The organism is Sphingomonas psychrotolerans (assembly GCF_002796605.1).
Classification (GTDB): domain Bacteria; phylum Pseudomonadota; class Alphaproteobacteria; order Sphingomonadales; family Sphingomonadaceae; genus Sphingomonas; species Sphingomonas psychrotolerans.
In genome coordinates, this window is the sequence record NZ_CP024923.1 from 4,144,596 (window position 1) to 4,164,753 (window position 20,158).

General features: G+C 65.5%; 20 protein-coding genes. 9 read left to right on the plus strand and 11 right to left on the minus strand.

Going from position 1 to position 20,158, the window contains the following annotated elements:
* Nucleotides 1–2: 2 nt before the first annotated feature.
* Together CVN68_RS19005 and CVN68_RS19010 are read right to left on the minus strand one after the other, a co-directional pair.
* Complete coding sequence (locus CVN68_RS19005) at nucleotides 3–767, minus strand: SDR family oxidoreductase (protein ID WP_100284539.1); 765 nt, start codon at nucleotides 765–767, stop codon at nucleotides 3–5.
* Between the two features lie 81 nt (nucleotides 768–848).
* Nucleotides 849–1,637 (minus strand): class I SAM-dependent methyltransferase, encoded by a 789-nt coding sequence (locus tag CVN68_RS19010; protein ID WP_100283585.1) that lies wholly within the window; start codon nucleotides 1,635–1,637, stop codon nucleotides 849–851.
* A gap of 86 nt (nucleotides 1,638–1,723) precedes the next feature.
* On the opposite strand from CVN68_RS19010, the gene CVN68_RS19015 reads away from it, so the two are divergent.
* Nucleotides 1,724–2,179, plus strand: a complete 456-nt coding sequence (locus tag CVN68_RS19015) for an Rrf2 family transcriptional regulator (protein ID WP_100283586.1) — start codon at nucleotides 1,724–1,726, stop codon at nucleotides 2,177–2,179.
* Here the strand turns inward: CVN68_RS19015 and CVN68_RS19020 are convergent.
* From CVN68_RS19020 to CVN68_RS19030, 3 genes are all read right to left on the minus strand, one after another.
* On the minus strand, nucleotides 2,152–2,874 hold the full coding sequence (locus CVN68_RS19020; RefSeq protein ID WP_100283587.1) for a hypothetical protein: 723 nt from the start codon (nucleotides 2,872–2,874) through the stop codon (nucleotides 2,152–2,154). The two genes, CVN68_RS19015 and CVN68_RS19020, sit on opposite strands and share 28 nt — an antisense overlap.
* Before the next feature lie 4 nt (nucleotides 2,875–2,878).
* Nucleotides 2,879–4,084, minus strand: a complete 1,206-nt coding sequence (locus tag CVN68_RS19025) for a toxic anion resistance protein (RefSeq protein ID WP_100283588.1) — start codon at nucleotides 4,082–4,084, stop codon at nucleotides 2,879–2,881.
* Nucleotides 4,085–4,182: 98 nt separating this feature from the next.
* Nucleotides 4,183–4,746: an NADPH-dependent FMN reductase gene (locus CVN68_RS19030; protein WP_100283589.1), complete on the minus strand. Its 564-nt coding sequence runs from the start codon at nucleotides 4,744–4,746 to the stop codon at nucleotides 4,183–4,185.
* 96 nt (nucleotides 4,747–4,842) lie between these two features.
* Between CVN68_RS19030 and typA the strand changes: the two genes are divergently transcribed.
* Entirely contained in the window at nucleotides 4,843–6,666 is a 1,824-nt protein-coding gene (gene typA / locus CVN68_RS19035; protein WP_100283590.1) for a translational GTPase TypA, read from the plus strand.
* An 84-nt stretch (nucleotides 6,667–6,750) separates the two neighbouring features.
* Here typA and CVN68_RS19040 read toward each other — a convergent pair whose 3' ends face one another.
* Nucleotides 6,751–7,431 carry a Crp/Fnr family transcriptional regulator gene (locus CVN68_RS19040; RefSeq protein WP_233503430.1) on the minus strand — a complete coding sequence of 227 codons (681 nt, stop codon included), beginning with the start codon at nucleotides 7,429–7,431 and terminating at the stop codon, nucleotides 6,751–6,753.
* 219 nt (nucleotides 7,432–7,650) lie between these two features.
* On the opposite strand from CVN68_RS19040, the gene CVN68_RS19045 reads away from it, so the two are divergent.
* The 3 genes from CVN68_RS19045 (at nucleotide 7,651) to CVN68_RS19055 (ending at nucleotide 9,858) form a co-directional block, all read left to right on the plus strand.
* Nucleotides 7,651–7,992, plus strand: coding sequence for a hypothetical protein (locus CVN68_RS19045; RefSeq protein WP_100283592.1), 342 nt, complete (start codon nucleotides 7,651–7,653; stop codon nucleotides 7,990–7,992).
* Nucleotides 7,993–8,150: 158 nt separating this feature from the next.
* Nucleotides 8,151–8,864, plus strand: coding sequence for an ATP-binding protein (locus tag CVN68_RS19050; RefSeq protein WP_158298959.1), 714 nt, complete (start codon nucleotides 8,151–8,153; stop codon nucleotides 8,862–8,864).
* A gap of 100 nt (nucleotides 8,865–8,964) precedes the next feature.
* Complete coding sequence (locus tag CVN68_RS19055) at nucleotides 8,965–9,858, plus strand: hypothetical protein (protein WP_199560132.1); 894 nt, start codon at nucleotides 8,965–8,967, stop codon at nucleotides 9,856–9,858.
* Nucleotides 9,859–9,957: 99 nt separating this feature from the next.
* On the opposite strand, the gene CVN68_RS19060 is transcribed toward CVN68_RS19055, so the two are convergent.
* Nucleotides 9,958–10,359: an EVE domain-containing protein gene (locus CVN68_RS19060; protein WP_100283594.1), complete on the minus strand. Its 402-nt coding sequence runs from the start codon at nucleotides 10,357–10,359 to the stop codon at nucleotides 9,958–9,960.
* 140 nt (nucleotides 10,360–10,499) lie between these two features.
* On the opposite strand from CVN68_RS19060, the gene CVN68_RS19065 reads away from it, so the two are divergent.
* The 4 genes from CVN68_RS19065 to CVN68_RS19080 all read left to right on the plus strand — a co-directional run bounded on the left by CVN68_RS19065 (nucleotide 10,500) and on the right by CVN68_RS19080 (nucleotide 14,891).
* Nucleotides 10,500–10,880, plus strand: coding sequence for a hypothetical protein (locus tag CVN68_RS19065; protein WP_100283595.1), 381 nt, complete (start codon nucleotides 10,500–10,502; stop codon nucleotides 10,878–10,880).
* An 83-nt stretch (nucleotides 10,881–10,963) separates the two neighbouring features.
* Nucleotides 10,964–12,613: an FAD-dependent oxidoreductase gene (locus tag CVN68_RS19070; protein WP_100283596.1), complete on the plus strand. Its 1,650-nt coding sequence runs from the start codon at nucleotides 10,964–10,966 to the stop codon at nucleotides 12,611–12,613.
* 17 nt (nucleotides 12,614–12,630) lie between these two features.
* Complete coding sequence (locus CVN68_RS19075; protein ID WP_100283597.1) at nucleotides 12,631–12,906, plus strand: DUF3297 family protein; 276 nt, start codon at nucleotides 12,631–12,633, stop codon at nucleotides 12,904–12,906.
* A gap of 1,307 nt (nucleotides 12,907–14,213) precedes the next feature.
* Entirely contained in the window at nucleotides 14,214–14,891 is a 678-nt protein-coding gene (locus CVN68_RS19080) for a M48 family metallopeptidase (protein WP_158299045.1), read from the plus strand.
* Here the strand turns inward: CVN68_RS19080 and CVN68_RS19085 are convergent.
* Genes CVN68_RS19085 through CVN68_RS19095 form a run of 4 tightly spaced genes read right to left on the minus strand, consistent with a single transcriptional unit; the run spans nucleotide 14,881 to nucleotide 19,754 of the window.
* A complete protein-coding gene (locus tag CVN68_RS19085; RefSeq protein WP_199560133.1) occupies nucleotides 14,881–15,597 on the minus strand; it encodes a L,D-transpeptidase in 717 nt (238 codons plus the stop codon). The two genes, CVN68_RS19080 and CVN68_RS19085, sit on opposite strands and share 11 nt — an antisense overlap.
* Before the next feature lie 13 nt (nucleotides 15,598–15,610).
* Nucleotides 15,611–18,037 (minus strand): two-partner secretion domain-containing protein, encoded by a 2,427-nt coding sequence (locus CVN68_RS19090; RefSeq protein ID WP_100283599.1) that lies wholly within the window; start codon nucleotides 18,035–18,037, stop codon nucleotides 15,611–15,613.
* A gap of 53 nt (nucleotides 18,038–18,090) precedes the next feature.
* The gene (locus tag CVN68_RS24070) at nucleotides 18,091–18,288 is read right to left on the minus strand and encodes a hypothetical protein (protein ID WP_233503431.1); all 198 of its coding nucleotides are present in this window, start codon (nucleotides 18,286–18,288) and stop codon (nucleotides 18,091–18,093) included.
* A 23-nt stretch (nucleotides 18,289–18,311) separates the two neighbouring features.
* A complete protein-coding gene (locus CVN68_RS19095; protein ID WP_233503432.1) occupies nucleotides 18,312–19,754 on the minus strand; it encodes a ShlB/FhaC/HecB family hemolysin secretion/activation protein in 1,443 nt (480 codons plus the stop codon).
* Nucleotides 19,755–20,158: the final 404 nt, after the last annotated feature.

Consider the following 20,158-nt stretch of genomic DNA (forward strand, 5'->3'; position numbering starts at 1 on the left):
GCTCAGGTCTTGGTGACCGAAGCGCCGCCATCGACCGCCATCGCCGATCCCGTGACGAAGCTCGCTTCGTCGGAAAGCAGGAACGCCGCCGCGCGGGCGATCTCCTCGGGCTCGGCGAGCCGCCGCAGCGCGTGGAGCTTCTGGATGAATTCGAGCACTTCAGGTCCGGCGCCGCGCGCGGTGTTGGCCGGCGTGTCGGTACCGCCCACGACCAGCGCGTTGACCCGAATGCCCCCCTCGCCATGCTCGACCGCGAGCCCCTGGGCGAGGCCGACCAAGGCAGCCTTGGTCGCGGCATAGGCCGCCATGCCGGGCAATCCGGCGCCGACCCCGACGAAGCTCGAGGTGAACAGCAATGCGCCGCCGCCGCGCCGGCGCAGCGCCGGGATCTGGTGCTTGGCGCCGAGGAACGCGCCGGTGACGTTGGTGTCGACCAGCGTGCGCCACGCCTCGAGCGGCAATTCCTCGAGGGGGCCCATATCGCCGACAATCCCGGCGTTGTTGAACGCCGCGTCCAGCCCGCCGAAGCGATCCTCCGCAATACGCACCAGCGCTCGCGCCGTGTCTTCGTCGCGGACATCGCCGGCCAGCGCTTCCGCCTTGCCACCCGTCGCCGAGATTTCCGCGCAGAGCTCGGCAAGGGCATCGGCGCTGCGCCCTGAGAGCACCAGTCTGGCGCCCTCGGCGGCGAGCAGCCGCGCCGTCGCCAGCCCGATGCCCGAACTGGCGCCGGTGACGAGTATTACCTTGTTCGAAAATCTGGGCATCGAGAACATCCTTTTGTCGCGCAACCGTGCGCGGCGTCGGGATGTCAGGTCGCGGTCGGTGCCGCTTCCCGGCGCTTGCCCTCAAACGTCAGGGCGGATGGCCAGCGCGATGAGCGCGGTCGATGGAATGGGCAGCACCTCCCTGCCGTCCGCGCGGCGGCGGACCTCGTCGATCACCGCCTTCTGGTCCTGGGGGCGCAGCGTGGCCCAATCCTCGCTCAGCCCGAACTGGGTCTCGGGATCGAGATTGGTCATCCGGAGCAGATAATCGTGAGTCATCGTCTCGATGCCCGGAGCGCCGAACCCGGCGGCAACCATTTCTGTCGATAGCTGCTCGGGATCGCCGAGCATCGTCAGGCCTTCGGGAAGGCCGGTGCGCCATTCGCGATCCGGGAACAGCGCGCGGACCACTTGCCCGAGCAGAAGATGGGTCGCCGCGCCCTGGCTTTGCCACGTGGCGACCACGCCGTGTCCGCCCGGCCGGGTGACCCGTGCCATCTCGGCGAGGCCCTTGCGCCAATCGGGGAACATCATCACTCCGAACACAGAGAACACCGCGTCGAAACTCGCATCGGGCAGGTCGAGCGCCTGTCCGTCCATCGTCCGGCCTTCGAGATTAAGCAGGCCGTGCGCGGCCACGCGCGCGACCATGCCTGACGAGAAGTCGGTCGCCAGCACCTGCGCGCCCGCCCGCGCCGCCGCCAGCGCCAGCGCCCCGGTGCCGGTCGCGACGTCGAGCAGCCGCGTTTGCGGCGTCACCTTGATCCGCGCGAGCGCCGCCTCGGCGAAGGGCGCCGTGAACGGGTGCGCGGTTTCCTCATAATGTTTCGCCATCTCGTTCCAGCGATCGGGGTCGTTCATTCGGCGCATTGGCAACTCCTGCGAATCATGTAACATCAAATGTAGCATGAACGGCGCTGCTTGCCAATTCCGGTGCAGGGTCCAAGGATCGAGCGATGCGACGCGACAGCCGCCTTTCCCGAATGCTCCACGTCCTGCTGCACATGGCGCGGCACGAGGGGCCGATGACGTCGGAGATGATCGCGGCGATGCTGCGCACCAATCCGGTGGTGGTCCGCCGCACCATGGCGGGCCTGCGCGATGCGGGGTATGTCCGCTCGGAGAAGGGGCATGGCGGCGGCTGGCTGCTCGCCTGCGATCTCGATTCGGTGTCGCTACTCGACGTGCATCGCGCCGTGGGCGGGCCGCAGCTGTTCGCGATCGGCGCCGAATCGGATCAGCCGGATTGCCTCGTCGAGAAATTGGTCAACGAAGCCGTGGCGGATGCGCTGGGCGAGGCGGAGGCGCTGCTGCTCGCGCGGTTCGCTTCGGTCAGCCTCGGTATGCTCGCCCGTGACTTCGACGCGCGCTGCGCCGGATGGGTTCAGGCGCCGCCTACCTCGTCGCCCTGATATTTGATCTGCAGATAGCGGCCGCGCGTTGCGAGCAGGTCGAGATCGCCCTGGGCGAGCTGCGTCGACATCTGGGCGATCTCGTCGTCAATCACCTGCAGCCCCTGTGCGAGCTGCTGGTCGGGGGTGAGCCCGTTGCGCTCGACCCGGCGCAGCGGCTCGGGCACCCGCGCATAGCCCTTGATCAGCTCGGGTAATTGTTCGCCCACCAGTTTGCGGACCTCGCCCGCCGCGGGCGAAGCTTCATCCAGCAATGCGAGCTGCGGCGCGAGGAACTCGAGCTTCACTCCGATCGAATCGACCAGACCGTGCACCGGGGCGGGCAAGGCGGGCCGCTGCGTGTCGAGCCAATGCTCGGTGGTACGCGGCAATGCCTTGAGCGGTACTTGTGCGAGCTGCTCGACCTCCGGCGCGCCGCTCCCCGCCGGCAGGACCGCGAAGAACAGCGTCGCGGCGACCAGCAGCAAGGCGACGAGCATCGCCCCCATGATACCCAGCGGCGCCACGGCAAGCGCAAAGACGATCGCACCGAAGAGTATCGCGCCGTCGGCGATCGCGATTCGCCCGACACGCCGGACCACTTCGGCCTCGCGCCGGCGACGGAGCCGTTTGTCGGCCGCCGTCGAAGGCGCGCGCGCCCGCGCACGCTCCATCAGTTCCTCGGCGCGTGCGCTCAAACGGTCGACATCGGTCACGGGCTTACATCGCCTCCAGCTTGAAGGTGTCGGTCGCGCCGCCGCCCTGGTTCTGCGCGGCACCCTCGGCGCGGGCGATATAGCCCTTCGACTTCTCGACTTCGTTCGAGAGCGTGTTGACCGTGGTCTTCATGCTGTCGAGCGCCTTCAGCTTGAAGGTGTCGATCGCGTCCATCGTGTCGTAGATGTTCTGGAAGGCGCGCTGGAGCGTCTCGACGGGGATCGTCGAATTCGCCGCCTGCTCGTGGATCGCCGCGGTGTTGCTCTTGAGCAATTGCCCGGTCGAATCGATCAGCCCCGCGGTGGTGGTGTTGATCGCGGTGATCTGGTCGAGCACCAATTTCTGGTTGGTCAGTGCCTGCGCGACGGTAACCGCGGTGCGCAGCGCCGAAACCGTGGTGGTCGAGGCGCGGTCGACGCCCTTCACCAGCTCGACATTGTTCTTCTTGACCAGATCGAGCGCGAGATAGCCCTGCACCGTCACCGCCATCTGGGTGAGCAGGTCCTGCGTGCGCTGGCGGACATAGAATAGCGCGGTCTCGCGCAGCGCCTTGGCCTTGGCTGGGTCGGTGTGATCGAGTTCGTTGGCCTTGTCCTCGATCTTGGCGTCCATCGCCTTGGACAGATAGATCATCTGCTCGAGCCGGCCCATCGCCGCCCACAGGTTCGCGCGCTCGGTGTCGATCGCGGCATTGTCCATCAGCAGCTCGTCCTTGCCGCTGGACAGGCTCTTGAGGATGGCCTGGATGTGGCTCTGCGACGACTGGTATTTGCGGAAATACTGCTTGAGCGGCGAGCCGCCGAACAGCTTCGACAGGAACCCGTCATTGCCGCCGATCAATTTGCCGTTGCGGCCCGGATCGAGCTCTTCGACGGTTTTGCGCAGCTGGAGCAGATCGGCGCCGACGCCGGTGTCGGTGCTCATCGCGCGCACGGGCCTGTCGAGGAAGCGATTGGACTGGCCCGCGGCGTCACGGATCTCCTTCTGCCCCATCGCCGCGATCGCATCGACGCGCTTGCCGAATTCGGGCGAGTTGACGTCCTGCGCGATCAGATCGTCGATGAACCCCTCGACCCGCTTCTCGAGCTCGTTCTTCTTGGTGTCTTCCACCGGCACCAGACCGGCGGCCTTTTCAGGCGCCACCACTGCCACGGGACTCGGTGGCGTGAGTACCAGCTCCTGTTCGGCTACTGCAGTCTCGGTCGCCATGCTCAAATCTCCAAAGCTGTTGCGACCATCCATAAGGGCTAAGCGTCAGCTATCCAAGTGTAGCAGTTAAATAGTACACCCTGGCGCCCTCGCCAAGGTCAGCGCGCCGCCTTCAGCGCCCGGCCCCACCAGACGAGTTCGTCGAACAAATGCCCGGTCCAGCGCATATCCTTGTCGTCGCCGGCGAACAGGCCGTCCTTCACCTTGCCCCATACGCCCATGACGTGGACCGAGGCTTCGAGCGGGGCCATCTGCAGCTCGCGCGCGACGCAGGTCAGCTGTTCGATCGAGCGTGCGGCGCCGTTGCCGCCATAGCCGACAAAGGTCACCGGCTTGCGGTTCCATTCGGCATAGACGAAGTCGAGCGCGTTCTTGAGCACCGCGGGCGGGCCGTGATTATATTCCGGGCAGATCAGGATGTAGCCGTCCGCCGACGCGATCTTCTCGGCCCAGCGAATCTGGAGCGGATCGACGTAATTGCCTTGCGCGGGCGCGTGCGCGAAGGGATAGAAGGGCAGGTTCCAATCCTTGAGGTCGACCAGCGCGCAGGCGAGGTCGTCGCGCGCAGCTGCCTGTTCGAGCACCCATTTCGCCACCGGCAGCGCCATGCGCCCCTCGCGTACGCTGCCCATGATGACGAGGATGCTCAATGGTTCGGCCATGTGTTTATCCCTAGCGCGGGCTGCTCTTCCCGCAACGCACAAATTGCGCTAAAGGCGCCCGCGAAACCGCACCTTTGCGGCAATCAGGATATACGCATGAACCTCCGCAACGTGGCGATCATCGCCCACGTCGATCACGGCAAGACCACGCTCGTCGACCAGCTCTTCCGCCAGTCCGGCACGTTCCGCGACAATCAGCGGATCGAAGAAAGAGCCATGGATTCCAATGACTTGGAAAAAGAGCGTGGCATCACGATTCTCGCCAAGTGCACCAGCGTCGACTGGGAAGGCACCCGGATCAACATCGTCGACACGCCGGGCCACGCCGATTTCGGCGGCGAGGTCGAGCGGATCCTGTCGATGGTCGACGGCGTCATCCTGCTGGTCGATTCTTCAGAAGGCGCGATGCCGCAGACCAAGTTCGTCACCGGCAAGGCGCTCGCGCTCGGGCTGCGTCCGATCGTCGTGGTCAACAAGGTCGACCGCCCCGACGAGCGCATCCAGGAAGTGCTCGACGAAGTGTTCGACCTGTTCGTCAGCCTCGAGGCGACCGACGAGCAGCTCGACTTCCCGGTGCTCTATGCCTCGGGCCGCAACGGCTATGCCAATGACGATCACAGCCTGCGCGAAGGCACGCTGGCGCCCTTGTTCAACAAGATCATCGAGCATGTGCCGCCGCCCTCGGCCGATCCGGACGGACCGTTCAAGTTCCTCGTGACCTTGCTCGACCGTGACAATTTCCTCGGGCGCATCCTCACCGGCCTGGTGTTCTCGGGCTCGGTCAAGACCAACCAGCCAATCCACAGCCTCGATAATGACGGCAAGATCGTCGAGACCGGGCGTGCGACCAAGATCATGACCTTCCACGGTCTCGAGCGCGTGCCGACCGACGAAGCGCAGGCGGGCGACATCATCTCGATCGCGGGGCTGACGCACACCACCGTCTCGAACACGATTTGCGACCCCTCGGTCTCCGAGCCGCTCCACGCTCAGCCGATCGATCCGCCGACACTGTCGATGCGTTTCGCGGTAAACGATTCGCCGATGGCGGGCCGCGAGGGCACCAAGGTGACCAGCCGGATGATCCGCGACCGCCTGTTCCGCGAAGCCGAGAGCAACGTCGCGATCAAGGTCACCGAAGCCGACGACCGCGATTCGTACGAAGTGGCCGGCCGCGGCGAGCTCCAGCTCGGCGTGCTGATCGAGACGATGCGCCGCGAGGGCTTCGAGCTTGGCATCAGCCGTCCGCGGGTGCTGTTCGGCACCGACGAGGACGGCAAGAAGACCGAGCCGTACGAGACCGTGATCATCGACGTCGACGAGGAATATTCGGGCACGGTCGTCGAGAAGATGAACATCCGCAAGGCCGAGATGACCGATATGCGCCCCTCGGGCGGCGGCAAGACCCGCATCACCTTCTCGGCGCCTTCGCGCGGGATGATCGGCTATCACGGCGAATTCCTGTCGGACACCCGCGGCACCGGGATCATGAACCGGCTGTTCGAGAAATACGGCCCCCACAAGGGCCAGATCGAAGGCCGCAAGAACGGCGTGCTGATCTCGAACGGCTCGGGCGAGGCCAACAGCTACGCGCTCGGCCCGCTCGAGGAGCGCGGCATCCTGTTCGTCGGGCATGGCGAGCAGCTCTACGAGGGCATGATCGTCGGCGAGAACGCCAAGCCGGATGACCTGGAGGTCAATCCGATGAAGGCGAAGCAGCTCACCAACTTCCGCGCATCGGGCGGCAAGGACGATGCGATCCGCCTCACCCCGCCGAAGAAGATGACGCTCGAACAGGCGATCGCCTATATCGACGACGATGAGATGGTCGAGGTCACGCCCAAGTCGATCCGGCTGCGCAAGCGCTTCCTCGATCCGCATGATCGCAAGCGGGCCAGCCGGGCGAAGCAGGCGGCCTGAGGGTTTGGGAGTATGAGAGGCGCCGGGGGAGACCCCGGCGCTTTTTGCTTGGGCACGACGCGGACCGGAGGCGGGTGAGACAGATCAGCGGGGCGGGTGCAGCCGGCGGTGGAGATAGTTTTCGTCGAAACCGGCGATCTGGATCAGCTTCACCGGATCCATGATCGTCAGGCTTCCGCGCCGCAGGACCATCGCGCCGGCAAGGCGCAGCTGCTTCAGGACCCGGTTGGTGTGGACGGGCGTCATCCCGAGCGCGTCGGCCAGCACGATCTGGGAAAGCGGGAGCTCGAACTCGGTGCCCTCCACCAGCCCGATATTCTGCGCGCGGATATAGAGCTCGCACATGAGATGCGCGGCGCGCTCGGTGCTGCTGCGGCGACCCATGCTGACGATCCAGGCCCGCAGCGTGCCCTCGTCCGCGAGCTGGGCGATGTACATCGCTCTGGCGATGGCGTTGTAATCCTGCATCATCCTGTCCATCTCGCCGCGCGCGATGGCGACGACCCGGCTGGGCACGACCGTCTGAATGCTGTGATCCATCTCTGCGAGCATGCCGGCGTGCAGGTCGCACGCATCCCCCGGCATCAGGAATGCCATAATCTGCCGGGAACCGCTGGGAAGGATCTTGTAGCGGAAGGCCCAGCCATCGAGGACCACGAACACCGGCCCAGGCTTGTCTCCCTCGCGGATCAGGTCGTGCCTGGCTGCCAGCTTCCGCGGATGCGCGGTCGCGCGCTCAAGCGCGGCGATCTCCTCGCCGCCCAATTGGACGAAGCCGTTGAGTTTTTGGACAAACCGATTTGCCATGCCTGCAAGGCCTACGAAATAGCCTCGCTACAATATATTGCCGTAGGATATTATCCAAAGTTAAGTTCAAGCTAGGAACGGAGCGGCGCAGCCACTAGGTTCCAGCTATCGTCGATACACGTTTCAGGCGTCGGCGGCTGAGGATCCTTCCTCGCCTGCTGTCCAAGGCGCCAATCCATGTCTGATGTTACCGACAATGAAGTGGCCTCGGCCGCGAACCCTGCGCGGCCCGACCCGCACGGCGAAGCTGCACTTCTCCTCGTGGAAAGTCTTATTCACGGCCTGCTGATGCGATCGGTCCTGTCGGTCGGGGAAGCGGTGGATATCGTGCGGACCGCCGTAGAGGTGCAGAACGACATCAGCGACCAACGTGACGACGATCCCGGGGATAATCCCGCCCATCGACTACTTTCGGTGATCGCGACCACGCTTGGCATCGACGTCCTGCAGGAGGTCGATGGCAATCCTGGTGCCGGCGGGACCTTCAACGGCGGGACTTCCAACGGCGGGATCCGCTAGTTTGGTCTCGTCCATTGCCCCTGGCGCAGGCCGGAAATCCAGTGGGCGCAGCGACTCCACAGAAATCATGCATTTTCCCGTGCGTATCACTGATCATGAGCAAGAAACTGCCCCCAGAACTCGACTAGCATGGACTAGATTACGCTGGGGAAAGCACAGTGGAGGCACAAGGAGACAAGTCTGCCTCCACGGGATGCAATTCGGCGTTAACGGCGGAATCTTTGATTCAACTGTTCAGTCCGCCGGTCTCGCCAGCGCGCATCGATACTTCACTTACCCCAGATGCCAGACGCGCGCTATGGGCGGGAGATTCCGTACATCGCGCGCGAAATCTTGCGCAGCTCGCGGCCGCGCTGGTCCATATGCGCGCTCGATTGCCTGACGCATCTTATCTCGAGGATATGGCAGCAAACGCGCACGCGCTCGCCGCTGCCTATGCCGAACTCGCTGAAGAACAGGCTCCCGGCGCGAAGATGCCCTGCGCGGACCTGCTGAAGCGGGTCGTCACGGGGCTCGTCCAGCTTTTCGGAAATGGCGAACGGCCGGTCCGATTGCGCTGTTCGGTCGCGGAATTGTGGCTGACATCCGAGCAAAGGCGGGCGCTTGTGCTGATTGCCAGCGAACTGGTGGTCAACGCTCTCAAATATGCATTCCCCGAGACAGGCGGCAATCTTGCGGTCCGCTTGATCTTCGACGGACCCTATGCCGAGCTAATCGTCGAAGACGACGGTGTCGGCCTCGGGCCCGCAGCGAAGCCAGGCAATGGCAGCCGGATCCTCGACGAACTCGCCATGCTCCTCTCCGCGCCGATCGAGCGAGCCGACCGTCCAGAGGGCGGACTGCGCGCGGTGGTCAGGCTGCCGCTTGGCTGAGGCTATCCAGCGATAGAACAAACCGGAAACAAAACCCTTTCCTACACGCCGCGAAATCCATACACCCTGATCGATTGGCGATTCGACAGGAGGGGTCTTCATGCAAAACCGTGTTCCCGTTCCGCGCGCGGCGCGGCCTGATATACCCGACTTCGCGGCGGTGCCGCGCAAGGGCAATCGGCATGACGGGTGGACGCCCGAGCGGCAAAAGGCGTTCATCGCGGCGCTTGCCGACACGGGATCCGTCCGGCGCGCGGCGGCGATGGTCAATATGGCGCAGGCCAATGCCTATGCGCTGCGCCGCGCGGCTGGGGCCGAAGGATTTCGGCGGGCGTGGGACGCGGCACTCGATTTCGGGCTGGCACGGTTGAAGGACCTGGCCTTCGAGCGCGCGATCGAGGGCGAACTGATCCCGGTGTTCGTCGGCGGCAAATTGATGGGCTTTCGCCGCAAGCACAACACTGCGCTGCTGATCTTCTGCCTGCGCCATTACGGCCGCGACGCTTCGGGCAAGCGCACGACGATCAACTATTTCTCGACGCGGGCGAGCGCGGGGACGGGTGTCGGTGCGGGAAGGAGCATCGTGGATGGCGGGAGCATCGCGGCGGCGCAGGCGAGCGCGATGGTGCAGACCGTGGTCAGCGACGGCGAGGTGGGCGGGGGCGAGGCCGGCGCGCTGCGCGACGACGGGCTCGCGGCAGCGCTGGCGGGGTTTGCCGGAGTGGCGCTCGATGCCGAGGCCGAGGCGGCGGTCGCGGCGGCGATCGTCGCTTGTGCCGAGCGTCGCGCCGCTGGCGATGCCGCGATCGATGCGGGTGGAGAGGCGGCCGCCGACGTGGCCGAGGACGATCCGGACGAGCCGTTCGTGACTCTGCCGTTCGAGGGGACGCCGTATCGCGGTTCGCTGGAGCCGGTGATGCTGATCGAGGAGGCCGAGGCCTGGGTGCCGGCGGAGGAGGCGGAAGTTCCTCGGGACGGGGAGGGGGCCGCATAACCTGGTTTCGGGGTGGAGAGCGAGCTCTCAACGGACTCGCTCGCGGAGAGCCCCTTCCACCAGCCTGCGGCTGGTCCCCCTCCCCGTTCCGGGGAGGGTCTAGGTGCCGCTCATCTCCAGCAGCACCGCCCATTCGGCCTCGCGCACCGGAGTCACCGACAGGCGCGACTGGCGGAGCATCTCGAGATCCTTGAGGCGCGGCTCGGCTTTGATGTCGGGGAGCGGGACCGGACGGCCAAGCTTCTCGACCGGCTTGACTGCGACGCTGGCCCATTTGCCGTCGTCGCCGTCGGGCTGCCAGGCGCGGGTGATCTCCATGATCCCGACCACGGCCTTTTCGGTGTTCGAATGGTAGAAGAAGGCGCGGTCGCCGGGCTGCATCTCTTTCAGAAAATTGCGCGCGGTATAATTGCGCACGCCGTTCCATTCGGTGGCGCCGTCGCGGACCAGATCGTCCCACGCATAGGCATCGGGTTCGGAGCGGAGGAGCCAATAAGCCATGCCGCACCGATTAACCGCCTAAACCGCGGCTGAACACCCGATTCCGGATGGGTTCAGCCGCGGCGCGCTATTCAGGGACATAAGCGCCGCCAATCGCGTTGTTTTCATGTCCCGGCGTGTTGTTTGAGAGGAGGAATAGCATGACCAATCTCGTCAAGAAGGCAGTGCTCGGCACGGTCCTCGGCGCCAGCGTGCTGGTCGCCGTCGCGCCGACGGCGGAGGCGCAGCGCTACGGTTATCGCGACCGTTATTATCATCGTGATCGCGGTGATGCCGGCACCGCGATCGTCGCAGGCATTGCCGGGCTCGCGATCGGCGCGGCGCTGGCCGGCGGCGACCGCTACGATCGTCGCTACGATTACGACCGGCGTTATTATCGCGAGCGCGGTTATTACCCGACCGATGGCTATTATTACCGCGATTACCAGCGGCGCTATCGCGGCGGCTGGGACCGGTGCACCGTGCGGCGGGTCTATGATCCGTATCTCGATCGGCGTGTGCGCGTGCGTTACTGCCGCTGATCCGGTCGCCGGGTGAGACGAGCGGCGCGGGCGCAGGTCCGCGCCGCTCTTCGCATGTGCGGAAGAGGCGCTAAAGTGCCGGCATGGGACATGATTCGCCAGCGCAACGACCCGATCCTTCGGACCCCTATCTGCGCGAGGCGCAGACCTTTCCTTCACTGTCGGGCGAGATGGCGGCGCGGGTTGCCGCGTTCGGCACCGAGGAAGGACTGGCGGACGGCGCGATGTTGTTCCGGCGCGGGGATCGCAGCGTCGATTTCTTCCTGTGCCTGGGCGGGGCGATCGAGATCGTCGACGTGGATGTGAAGGGCGGCGAGAGCGTGGTCCACGCCCATGTGCCGCGCCAGTTCACCGGCGAGCTCGACCTGTTCAACGACCGCACGATCCTCGTCAGCGCGCGCGCCAAAGGCGAGACCCGGGTAGTGCGGGTCGGGCGCGCCGAGTTCCGCCGGATGATGGTGGCCGAGCCCGATATCGGCGAGATCGTGATGCGTGCCTTCATCCTGCGCCGGGTGGGGATGCTGCTTCACGGAACGGCCGGGGTGGCGCTGGTCGGGCCGGCGCATGCGTCGGACACCGCGCGGATCGAGACCTTCCTGTCGCGCAACGCGCTGCCGCACCGGCGGATCGACACCGAAACCGATGGCGACGCGGCGGGCTTCCTCGAATGTTTCGGGCTGAGCGATGCCGATCTGCCGGTGGTGGTCGCCGACGGGCGGGCACTGCGCAACCCGAGCAACGCCCAGCTCGCCGATGCACTGGGGCTCGCCTCGGCGGTGGATCCCGAGCATGTCCATGACGTGGCGGTGGTGGGCGCGGGGCCGGCCGGTCTTGCATCGGCGGTATATGCCGCGTCGGAGGGGCTCGACACGATCGTGATCGAATCGGTGGCGCCGGGCGGACAGGCGGGGACGAGCTCGAAGATCGAGAATTATCTGGGCTTCCCGACGGGTATTTCGGGACAGGCGCTCGCCGGGCGTGCCCAGGTCCAGGCGCAGAAATTCGGGGCGCGGCTGCTGGTGTCGCGCAGTGCCGCGGGGATCGATTGCGACGCGCGGCCCTATACGATCCGGCTCGACGACGGCGCGACGCTCAAGGCGCATGCCGTGGTGGTCGCCACCGGTGCGCGCTACCGCAAGCTCGATTTGCCGCTTTATGCCGAGCTCGAGGGCAACGGCATTTATTATGCCGCGACCGCGATGGAGGCCGGGCTGTGCGCCGCGCAGACCGCCGTGGTGATCGGCGGCGGCAATTCGGCGGGGCAGGCGGCGATCTATCTCTCGCGCACCGCGGGACACGTCCACATGCTGGTGCGTGGGGCGGGGCTGGCGGCGACGATGTCGCACTATCTGATCCAGCGGATCGAGGCTTCGGACAAGATCACCCTCCATCCCTTCACCGAAGTGACCGAGCTGGAAGGCGACAAGCATTTGCGCGCGCTCAGCTGGACGCACCGTCAGAGCGGTACCGTGGAGCGGCACGAAGTCGGCGCGCTGTTCGTGATGATCGGCGCGCAGCCCAACACCGACTGGCTCGACGGCTGCGTCGAGCTCGACCAGGCCGGGTTCGTGAGGACCGGCTCGGGCGAGACCTTCTTCTGCTCGTCGGCGCACGGCGTCTTCGCGGTGGGCGATGTGCGCTCGGGATCGGTCAAGCGAGTCGCCTCGGGGGTAGGCGAGGGATCGGTGGTGGTCTCGGCGATCCACCGTTATCTTGAAAGCGTCGCGCAATAACGGCAAAGGGCCGATTCATGAGCGATACTCCTCCAGACCGCCTGTCGGTCAATCCCGGCAACCCCCATTTTCAGCGCGAGCTGCTGGAACGCGGCATCGGCATCCGTTTCAAGGGCGTCGAGCGCCGCGACGTCGAGGAGTATTGCATCTCCGAAGGCTGGATCCGCGTCGCGCTCGGCAAGAAGATGGACCGCAAGGGCCAGCCGCTGACGATCAAGCTGACCGGCCCGGTCGAGGCGTGGTTCGAGCGTCCTGCCGAGGGCGAGGCGCCGGCGGAAGACGCCGAGAGCTGATCTCTGCCGATTCCTCCCTCCCCAGAAAGGGAGGGGACCCGTGGCGTGGCCCGGCTAAACGTCGGCTTCGCCGCCATCGTCGGCCCGATCAGAGCCTGCGCGCCGATCGGAGCCGTCTGGCATAAACCGATTGCGTGGCCAGCGATCCGCAAAAAACGTGAGATTTGCGTGATCGTCCGACATCAATTGCGTGTCCAAGATACTCGATTGCGTATCCAATCCTCAGAACCAAAACCGAACGCGTAGATATTTGCATCGGGCTGCATCAGTCCGTCTAGCTTAGCGGCAATCTGAGTCCGCGAGCAAAACGCCGTCATTGCAGTGCCCGACACGACAGGCGGGCCACAGCGCTGATGAAGCAGCTCATGCAGCGCCCAATCGATGGGAGAGGCTCCCTCGACGCCTCCCCTCTAAGGCGCGCCTGGAGATCGACGGCGGCAAGAGGATCGAACAGAAGTCTTGGGAAGCCCACTAAGTCGGTGCGTCGACCGGCTGGTTTGATACGTCGTTTCTGCAACCGGCCCAATTGCGGACGTCCCCGACGAACGGCAGCAATCCGCCACTAGCGATCACCAAGCGCGGCGAGGGCTGAGCCTGAAAGCGGTCGTTCTTTTCGAATATCAGCTGATAAGCGGCGGTCCAGTGCGCTTCAGTTATTCTGCAATTGGCCGCGGTCTAAAGAAGAGTGTGGAATATCGTCGTGGTACGACGTCGCTTTGAACGGAGCGGGGTGCTTGCTCGCAGCTTCGTTGATGATCGCGGAATCAAGAAAATGCGGCTTGCGCTGCAGGCTGCGATTCCGGCGGGGAGAAGGAATGACATCTGGCGCAGCTTCGTATGCCGTGCGCCTTTTCGCCGAATAGAGAGCAAGCAGTTAACAGGTTTCTCTTCGGTACCGTTTCGGCACGTCCCTTTATTGGCCATGCTCCGGTGTTTTGCGCCGGGGCCGGGCGACCTAGATGGGGCGAATGTATGTAGCACCGTGGTTGGCGCATCTTGACCTGTTCGGCGCCGCGCGCGTCAAATCCGTCTGCTGCGCGATATTGTCAGCCTTGCTGGCGATCGGATCGATCGGTGCCGCTTCTGCGAGCACCGGCCCGGTGCCGGACGGCCGTTTTGCGCAATTGCGCGCGCAGGACCTGAGGGTCGCCCGTGTTGCGTATAAACTTGCGATCGCGAACGGAGCACGCTGCAAGCCCGTTCTCACGCCACAACCGGGTTTCGTTCTCCACAGGCTCGAACAATATGAGACTGCGGACCGGCCAGAGGCAGCACGCAATTTCGGGCTTGGGCGGTATGTCGGAGTCATGGCCGTGATCGGCGGGACTCCCGCCGCCAAAGCCGGGCTTGTGGCCGGAGACCAGCTTCTTTCGGTGAATGGACACGATCTTGGCGAGCCTGTCGTCGATGGCGATGCAAGCCGCTTGTCGGTCGAGCGGGTGCAGCAGATACTGGTCGCGCAAATGCGCCGCGGCGCCGTGACACTTCGCGTGTCCTCGACAAGCGGCGAGCGCGATATTCGGTTCGTCGCCGAGCAGGGCTGTCCGTCCAACGTCGAATTCATCCCTGACGAGGAAGTCAACGCCTGGGCCGACGGAACGCGCGTGATGATCAGCGACGGGTTGCTCAACCGTTGCACAGACGACGACCTCGCGTTGGTGATCGGGCACGAGATGGCGCACAACCTGCTCCATCATCGCCATCGGCTCGGCGCCGAAGGCGCTTCGCTGAACACCATGCTGCCCTTGACCCCGGTGGGGTCTGCGCAGATGCGCGCGACTGAAGAAGAGGCCGATCGCCTCGCAGTGAGCCTCGCGACGACGGCGGCATATGACCTGTCGGGCGCCGAGAGGTTCATCCGCGGACTGGTAAATCAGAGCACGGGGGTCGCCGCGACACATCCCGATCTGTTTCGGCGTCTGTCGCTGCTGCGCGCCGCCATCGCCGACGCAAAACGCGGCGAACCGGGCATAATCAGGGGCTAGGGATCGCGACCGCGCGAAGCGAAAATACTGTTTCGAGCGACTTCGTCTCGGGCAGGATATAGACGATCCCGACGGTGCCCTTGAACGCAGGCGCCACGACTGCGTCATAGAAATGCACCGGCACATTGATGCAGCCATAGGAAATGCGGTTGTCGAGCGGAGTCGGCGAGGCCAGGCGGGCATGCCGCCGATCTCTGGGATTGCCTTGGATGACGCGGTGGAGCGACAATGCGCTGTCATAGTCCACCCATAGAATGTCCTGGTCGAAGTCGTTTCCGAGCGCGGCTTCGAACCGTCCTGCCGGGGTGGTGCGCTCGGCCGGCTTTATCGTCGCGAGTTTGCGCTGGCCGATGCCCGGGACCGTATCATCCCCGCGGCCCATGCCGAGCAGCGCCGGCGCCGCGCCGCGGATCCGCCCCTCGCCATCGAAGACGAAGACCTTGGCGCTGATCTTGTCGATGACGATGAACGGCAATGCCTGATTGTCGCGCGAAGCCAAGATCCAGTTGGCGATCTGGCGGACCTCTTTGGAGGCGACTTCGCCGCCGAAGTCAGCGTCGGTTCTGGCGTCGCCGGGCGCGTTCGCAAGCGGACGCGCCCCGGCAGGCATGGCAAGTCCGAAGCTGCCGATCAGCGCTGTCAGCAGCAGGCGCCGCGCTGCCGGGCGCTGCGCTATCCCGGTTCGGCGGGTCTTATGGTGGCGCACGATTCGGGCCAGATCAGTGCCGCGCCTGTTTTCGACGATAGACCGGCACGACCGGCGCCTTGGGCTTCGGGGCCTCGAGGAAGCTGTTTCCTGTCTTTTCGCTGCCGACGCGGCTGATCGGGCGCTGGTCGGCGACTATGGGCGCCTCGAACGACGCCAGTTGTGTGCCGGGCATCCGCACGCCGGTGTCCGCGACGGCGAGGCCAGGCGCGATCGGCAGCATCCGCACCTCGGGGGCGAGCCCGGTGAGGGGCTGCTGAATGGCGGGCAGGCTCGCTGACGGCGCGGGCGTCGGTGCCGGAGTCGGAGCAGGTGTCGGTGCCGGCGTTGGCGTTGGCGTGGGGGTCGGGACCGGCGTCGGCGTCGGCGTCGGCGTGGGAGTCGGAGTCGGAGTCGGAGCTGGAGTAGGCGTCGGCGTGGGAGCTGGCGTTGGAGTCGGCGTGGGGACGGGTGTCGGCGTCGGGGTAGGGGTCGGCGCAGGAGTCGGCGTCGGCGTGGCCACCGGGCTGATCGTCCCGCGCGTCCTCGAACCGGCAGCGCAGCAATTTGCGGCGAGCGCGTATTGGTCGGCATTGGCGCCGCCGAGGCTGTAGCCGACGAAGGTGATCCCGGTCCCGGTTCCCACTGCGGAATCGTCGAACACCGCCGTCGCGCCCGGGTTCTGGATCAGCACGACGCCGACGGGAAGCCCGGATGCAGCGTTGGTGTTGAACCCCGTCAGGGTGGCGGTGTTGGTGCCGTCGAACACCTTGTCGCCATTGGGGAAGACCAGCATGCGCTGGGTCAGAGTCGCGCCCTCGGTCAGCACGAAGCGGGTCGAGAAGTCGGTCGGCGCGGCATAGGAGACCGGATTATAATAGAGGTTCACCGGCGCGACGGTGACCGTGGTGGGCGGCGCGAGCGGGGCGAAGATCACCGTTCCGCCGGCCGGCCCGGGGCCGCTGCCGTCCGCGCCCGCGATCAGGGTCAGCCCGACCGGCAGGCCGAGGCTCTGCGCCGGAATGGTCGAGCCGCGGGTCAGCGTGACGGCGGCGTCGATATGCACATCGTGCCCCGCGCACAGGCGGATATTGCCGTCGGTGGTGGTGAGCGCGTGGAACACCTGGATATTCCGGCCGGCGCTCAAGGAAATGCTGCCGTTGACCGTGGTCAGCGGTGCATTGACGATCACGTCGCGGCCGCAGCACGCGACGATGTTGCCGTTGGTCGCGCTGATCGCGGCGTTGATGACGACGTCGCGATAGCCGTTGAGCGTCAATGTCGTCGGCGTGCCCGAAGCGGTCCACGCGACGGCATCGTTGACGATGATGTCGCCATTGCCGCCGGTAGCGGCGCCGGGCAGCGGGATCGTGCTGATCACGACATTGTTGGTGACCAGCTGAGTCGACAGGGTCGCGCCGGAGATGTTGCCGCCGGCGCCGACGATGAAGTCGGCCGGATCAATAAGCCAGGTGCCGGTGAGGCCGGATACGGCGGCGGTGGTGACGCGCGCGTTGCTGGCGACGTTGACCGTCGCCGCCGAGGTTTCGATGAAGCCGCCATTGCCGCCATTGGGCGCGCTGGCATCGAGGACGCCGCCCACGCGCATCGTGCCGTTCTGCATGTCGCCGAGCAGCATGATCCTGCCGTCGCGGTTCTGCAGGCTGCGCGCCTCGATTACGCCGCTATTGTTCACTGCGGTGCGCAGCAAGGCGCCCGCCGCCTGCGCGGTCATCATCACCAGCCCGCCATCGGCCTGGAGCATGCCGCCATTCTGGACGAGCGCGTTCACCGCACCCTTGTCGATCGCGACGTTGAGCAGTCCGTCACCCGCCACGTCGAGCGTGATCGCGGTGCCTGCGGCGAGCGCGACGGTGCCCAGATTGGCGCGGATCACACCCTGATTGTCGACGCGCCCGCCCAGCAAAGCGACATAGCCGCCATCGGCGGTGATCGTGCCGTCGTTGCGCACCGTGCCGCCGCTGCCGGAAAAGGCATAATGCCCGTTCATGAAGTCCGCGTCGGAGAGGTCGAGCGTCGAGGCGACCAACCCGCCGACATTGACGTTGGCACCCTTGCCGAAGACCACGCCGTTCGGGTTGACGAGGAACACCTTGCCGTTGGCCGAGAGCGAACCGAGGATCGCCGACGGATCGGGACCGGTCACCCGGTTGAGCGCGACCGAATTACTGTTGGGCTGGACATAGACGACGGTCTCGGTCTTGCCGATCGAGAAGCTCTGCCAGTTGAGCACGGCGTTCTGGCTGCTCTGGTTGACCGTCAGCGTGTTCGCATTGCTGGTCACCGTCGCCGTACCAGCCGTCACCGTGCCTCCGCTCGGCAAAGTCTGGGCTTGTGCCGTCGCCACGGGCGACGCGATGCCGAGCGCGGCGAGGCCGACGAACTTCACCAGCGCCGTCGATCCGAACAACAGGCGCTTGCGGCGATCGGTGCTGGTCATGGTGCAATCCTTTACGCGTACGGGCGGGGCGCCCAGCCAATCTCGGTCGCTCGTCAAAACATCTTCACGATCTGGAACCAGAAGCGCCCGTCGCGATCGGGCGCGGACGTCGCCGGGCCGGTGCCCAGCTTGCGGGCATAGCTGCCGCGCAGAATGAAGCCCTCGGGCCCGTACCAGTTGAGTCCGGCACCGTAGCCGCTGCGGCGGGCATGGTTGGAGCCGGTGAACCAGGGATCCTGCGCGTATCGCACCTGGCCGGTATCGACGAAGCCGATCAGCTCGAATTCGCCGGGAAGCTTGCCCGTCCATTGGCCGAGCCGCAGCCGGGCCTCGACAGTGGCGAGATAGCCGATGTCGCCGAACGATTCGCCCTCGGATAAGCACGCACGCCATAAGCGCCGCCGAGCTCCATCTTCTCCGAGCTGTCGAGATTGTCGAAAGCGATCTGCCCGCGCACCGCGCCGTAGAGCGAGAAGGGACCCGCGATCGTCTGCAGCCGCGCGAAGCTGGCCTGGAGCTTGTTGTAACCCCCGGCGCTCTGCGCGGTGACTGCGTCGATGAGGCGCTCGGGCGCGCTGCGGATATTCAGATTGCCGATCGTCCAGCCGGCCGAGAAGACGTTGGTGCTGCCGCCGCCCAGATCATCGCGAAAATCGCCCGAGAAACCGAGCGTTCCGGCGTGGATCCGCTTGCGTGACTCGCTCGATACCAGACCGATATCGTCGTTGAGCATCTTGCGGTCGAAAGCGGCCAGCGCATAGAGGTTGGCGCGTCGCGAACGGACCACCGGATAGTTGCCAAAAGCGGTGAGGATGTTCGCGGTCCCCGTGCCGTCGAGCGCGTCGAATTCGCGACCCAGCGTGTAGCGCAGATGGGCAAAAGCCAGCCCCAGCGTCGCGTTGCCGACCGGCGCCTGGTACGAGATCCGCCCATAGCCGAGCCCCCCGTCGGATGCGAGCAGGCGGACGCTGAGCAAGTCGCCGATGCCCGCCGGGTTGTTGACGTTGATGGTGCCGCCGAAACGATAGGCGCCGGTATAGCGGCTGCCGGCATTGTCGGCCTCGACATTGCCAGTGATCAGGGGGCCGCGCGTCACATCGACGATCAGATCGGAGGTGCCCACCGCAGTGCCAGGCGCCAGCGTGGCCTTTACCCGAACGCCCGGAATGTCGGACAATAGCAGCAGACGGCGTTCGAGCGTGTCGTTGTAGACGAGGTTGCCCGAATCGAGGCCTCTCAGGACCCGCGCGGGTACCCCGTTCGAAATAGGGGCGCTGTTGCGCAGGTCGATCTTGCCGTAGCGGCCCTCCACCACGGCGATCGTCACCGCACCGTCCTGAACGTCCTGCTCGGGGAGATAGGCCTGGGCGAGGATATAGCCCCGGGCGTGATAGAATTCGGAGATTCTCGCGGCGAGTGCGCGGAGCTGGGCGAAGGTCAACGACCGCTCGGGTACGAAACCGGCCGCGGACAGCAATTCGGCCTCGGAGAATCGCGTCTGCCCCGTGATGCGGAGCGAATGCACCTGGATGGAGGGCCCGCCCGGCGCATCGGCGGTGATCACCGCCCGGTCGACGACGAGATCGGGCGCGGGCCGCTCCGGTGCGGGAGGCTGCGGAAGCTGTTGAAGCTGCGTGCCTACGCTGGGCACTTGCTGCGCCTGCGCGGCGACAGGCATCGCGAGCATCGCGAACGCGACGTGGCTTGGCTTGAACATGATGTTCTCGGGTGCTGGCGCGTCATCAGAGCGTGACGCACCTCACGCAGCGGTGGGGTGCACACGTAGAAAGTTCTGATAGTCGGCTTGAGCCGGATCGCCTCGTTGCTCGATCTACGCGAGTCGGAAACTACGAATGCTCCGATGATCGATAGGGGCTATAGGTTAAGACAAAGTTAACGAAAATTCCAAGTAATTGTAGAATATACGGAATTCTCTAGAGAGCGGCAGCGTGGGCTGCGGAAAATGCTTAGCGATTATCGCCGGTTTCAACCACTGTGATATCGAAGCGGACCTTCAGTCATCGACCGCGTGACCGGCAGCAATCCATCCCGATCCCGAAAAAGCTCCCGGACCGCTATCGGCCCGGTTCCAGCCGCGCAAGACGAGCGGCCGCGATGCGC

Bases quoted from the DNA above. Each gene is read 5' to 3' on its own strand.
- CVN68_RS19005 (WP_100284539.1), bottom strand. From the start codon at position 767: ATGCCCAGATTTTCGAACAAGGTAATACTCGTCACCGGCGCCAGTTCG.
- CVN68_RS19010 (WP_100283585.1), bottom strand. From the start codon at position 1,637: ATGCGCCGAATGAACGACCCCGATCGCTGGAACGAGATGGCGAAACAT.
- CVN68_RS19015 (WP_100283586.1), top strand. From the start codon at position 1,724: ATGCGACGCGACAGCCGCCTTTCCCGAATGCTCCACGTCCTGCTGCAC.
- CVN68_RS19025 (WP_100283588.1), bottom strand. From the start codon at position 4,084: ATGGCGACCGAGACTGCAGTAGCCGAACAGGAGCTGGTACTCACGCCA.
- CVN68_RS19030 (WP_100283589.1), bottom strand. From the start codon at position 4,746: ATGGCCGAACCATTGAGCATCCTCGTCATCATGGGCAGCGTACGCGAG.
- typA (WP_100283590.1), top strand. From the start codon at position 4,843: ATGAACCTCCGCAACGTGGCGATCATCGCCCACGTCGATCACGGCAAG.
- CVN68_RS19045 (WP_100283592.1), top strand. From the start codon at position 7,651: ATGTCTGATGTTACCGACAATGAAGTGGCCTCGGCCGCGAACCCTGCG.
- CVN68_RS19055 (WP_199560132.1), top strand. From the start codon at position 8,965: ATGCAAAACCGTGTTCCCGTTCCGCGCGCGGCGCGGCCTGATATACCC.
- CVN68_RS19060 (WP_100283594.1), bottom strand. From the start codon at position 10,359: ATGGCTTATTGGCTCCTCCGCTCCGAACCCGATGCCTATGCGTGGGAC.
- CVN68_RS19065 (WP_100283595.1), top strand. From the start codon at position 10,500: ATGACCAATCTCGTCAAGAAGGCAGTGCTCGGCACGGTCCTCGGCGCC.
- CVN68_RS19070 (WP_100283596.1), top strand. From the start codon at position 10,964: ATGGGACATGATTCGCCAGCGCAACGACCCGATCCTTCGGACCCCTAT.
- CVN68_RS19075 (WP_100283597.1), top strand. From the start codon at position 12,631: ATGAGCGATACTCCTCCAGACCGCCTGTCGGTCAATCCCGGCAACCCC.
- CVN68_RS19080 (WP_158299045.1), top strand. From the start codon at position 14,214: ATGGCCGTGATCGGCGGGACTCCCGCCGCCAAAGCCGGGCTTGTGGCC.
- CVN68_RS19090 (WP_100283599.1), bottom strand. From the start codon at position 18,037: ATGACCAGCACCGATCGCCGCAAGCGCCTGTTGTTCGGATCGACGGCG.
- CVN68_RS19095 (WP_233503432.1), bottom strand. From the start codon at position 19,754: ATGTTCAAGCCAAGCCACGTCGCGTTCGCGATGCTCGCGATGCCTGTC.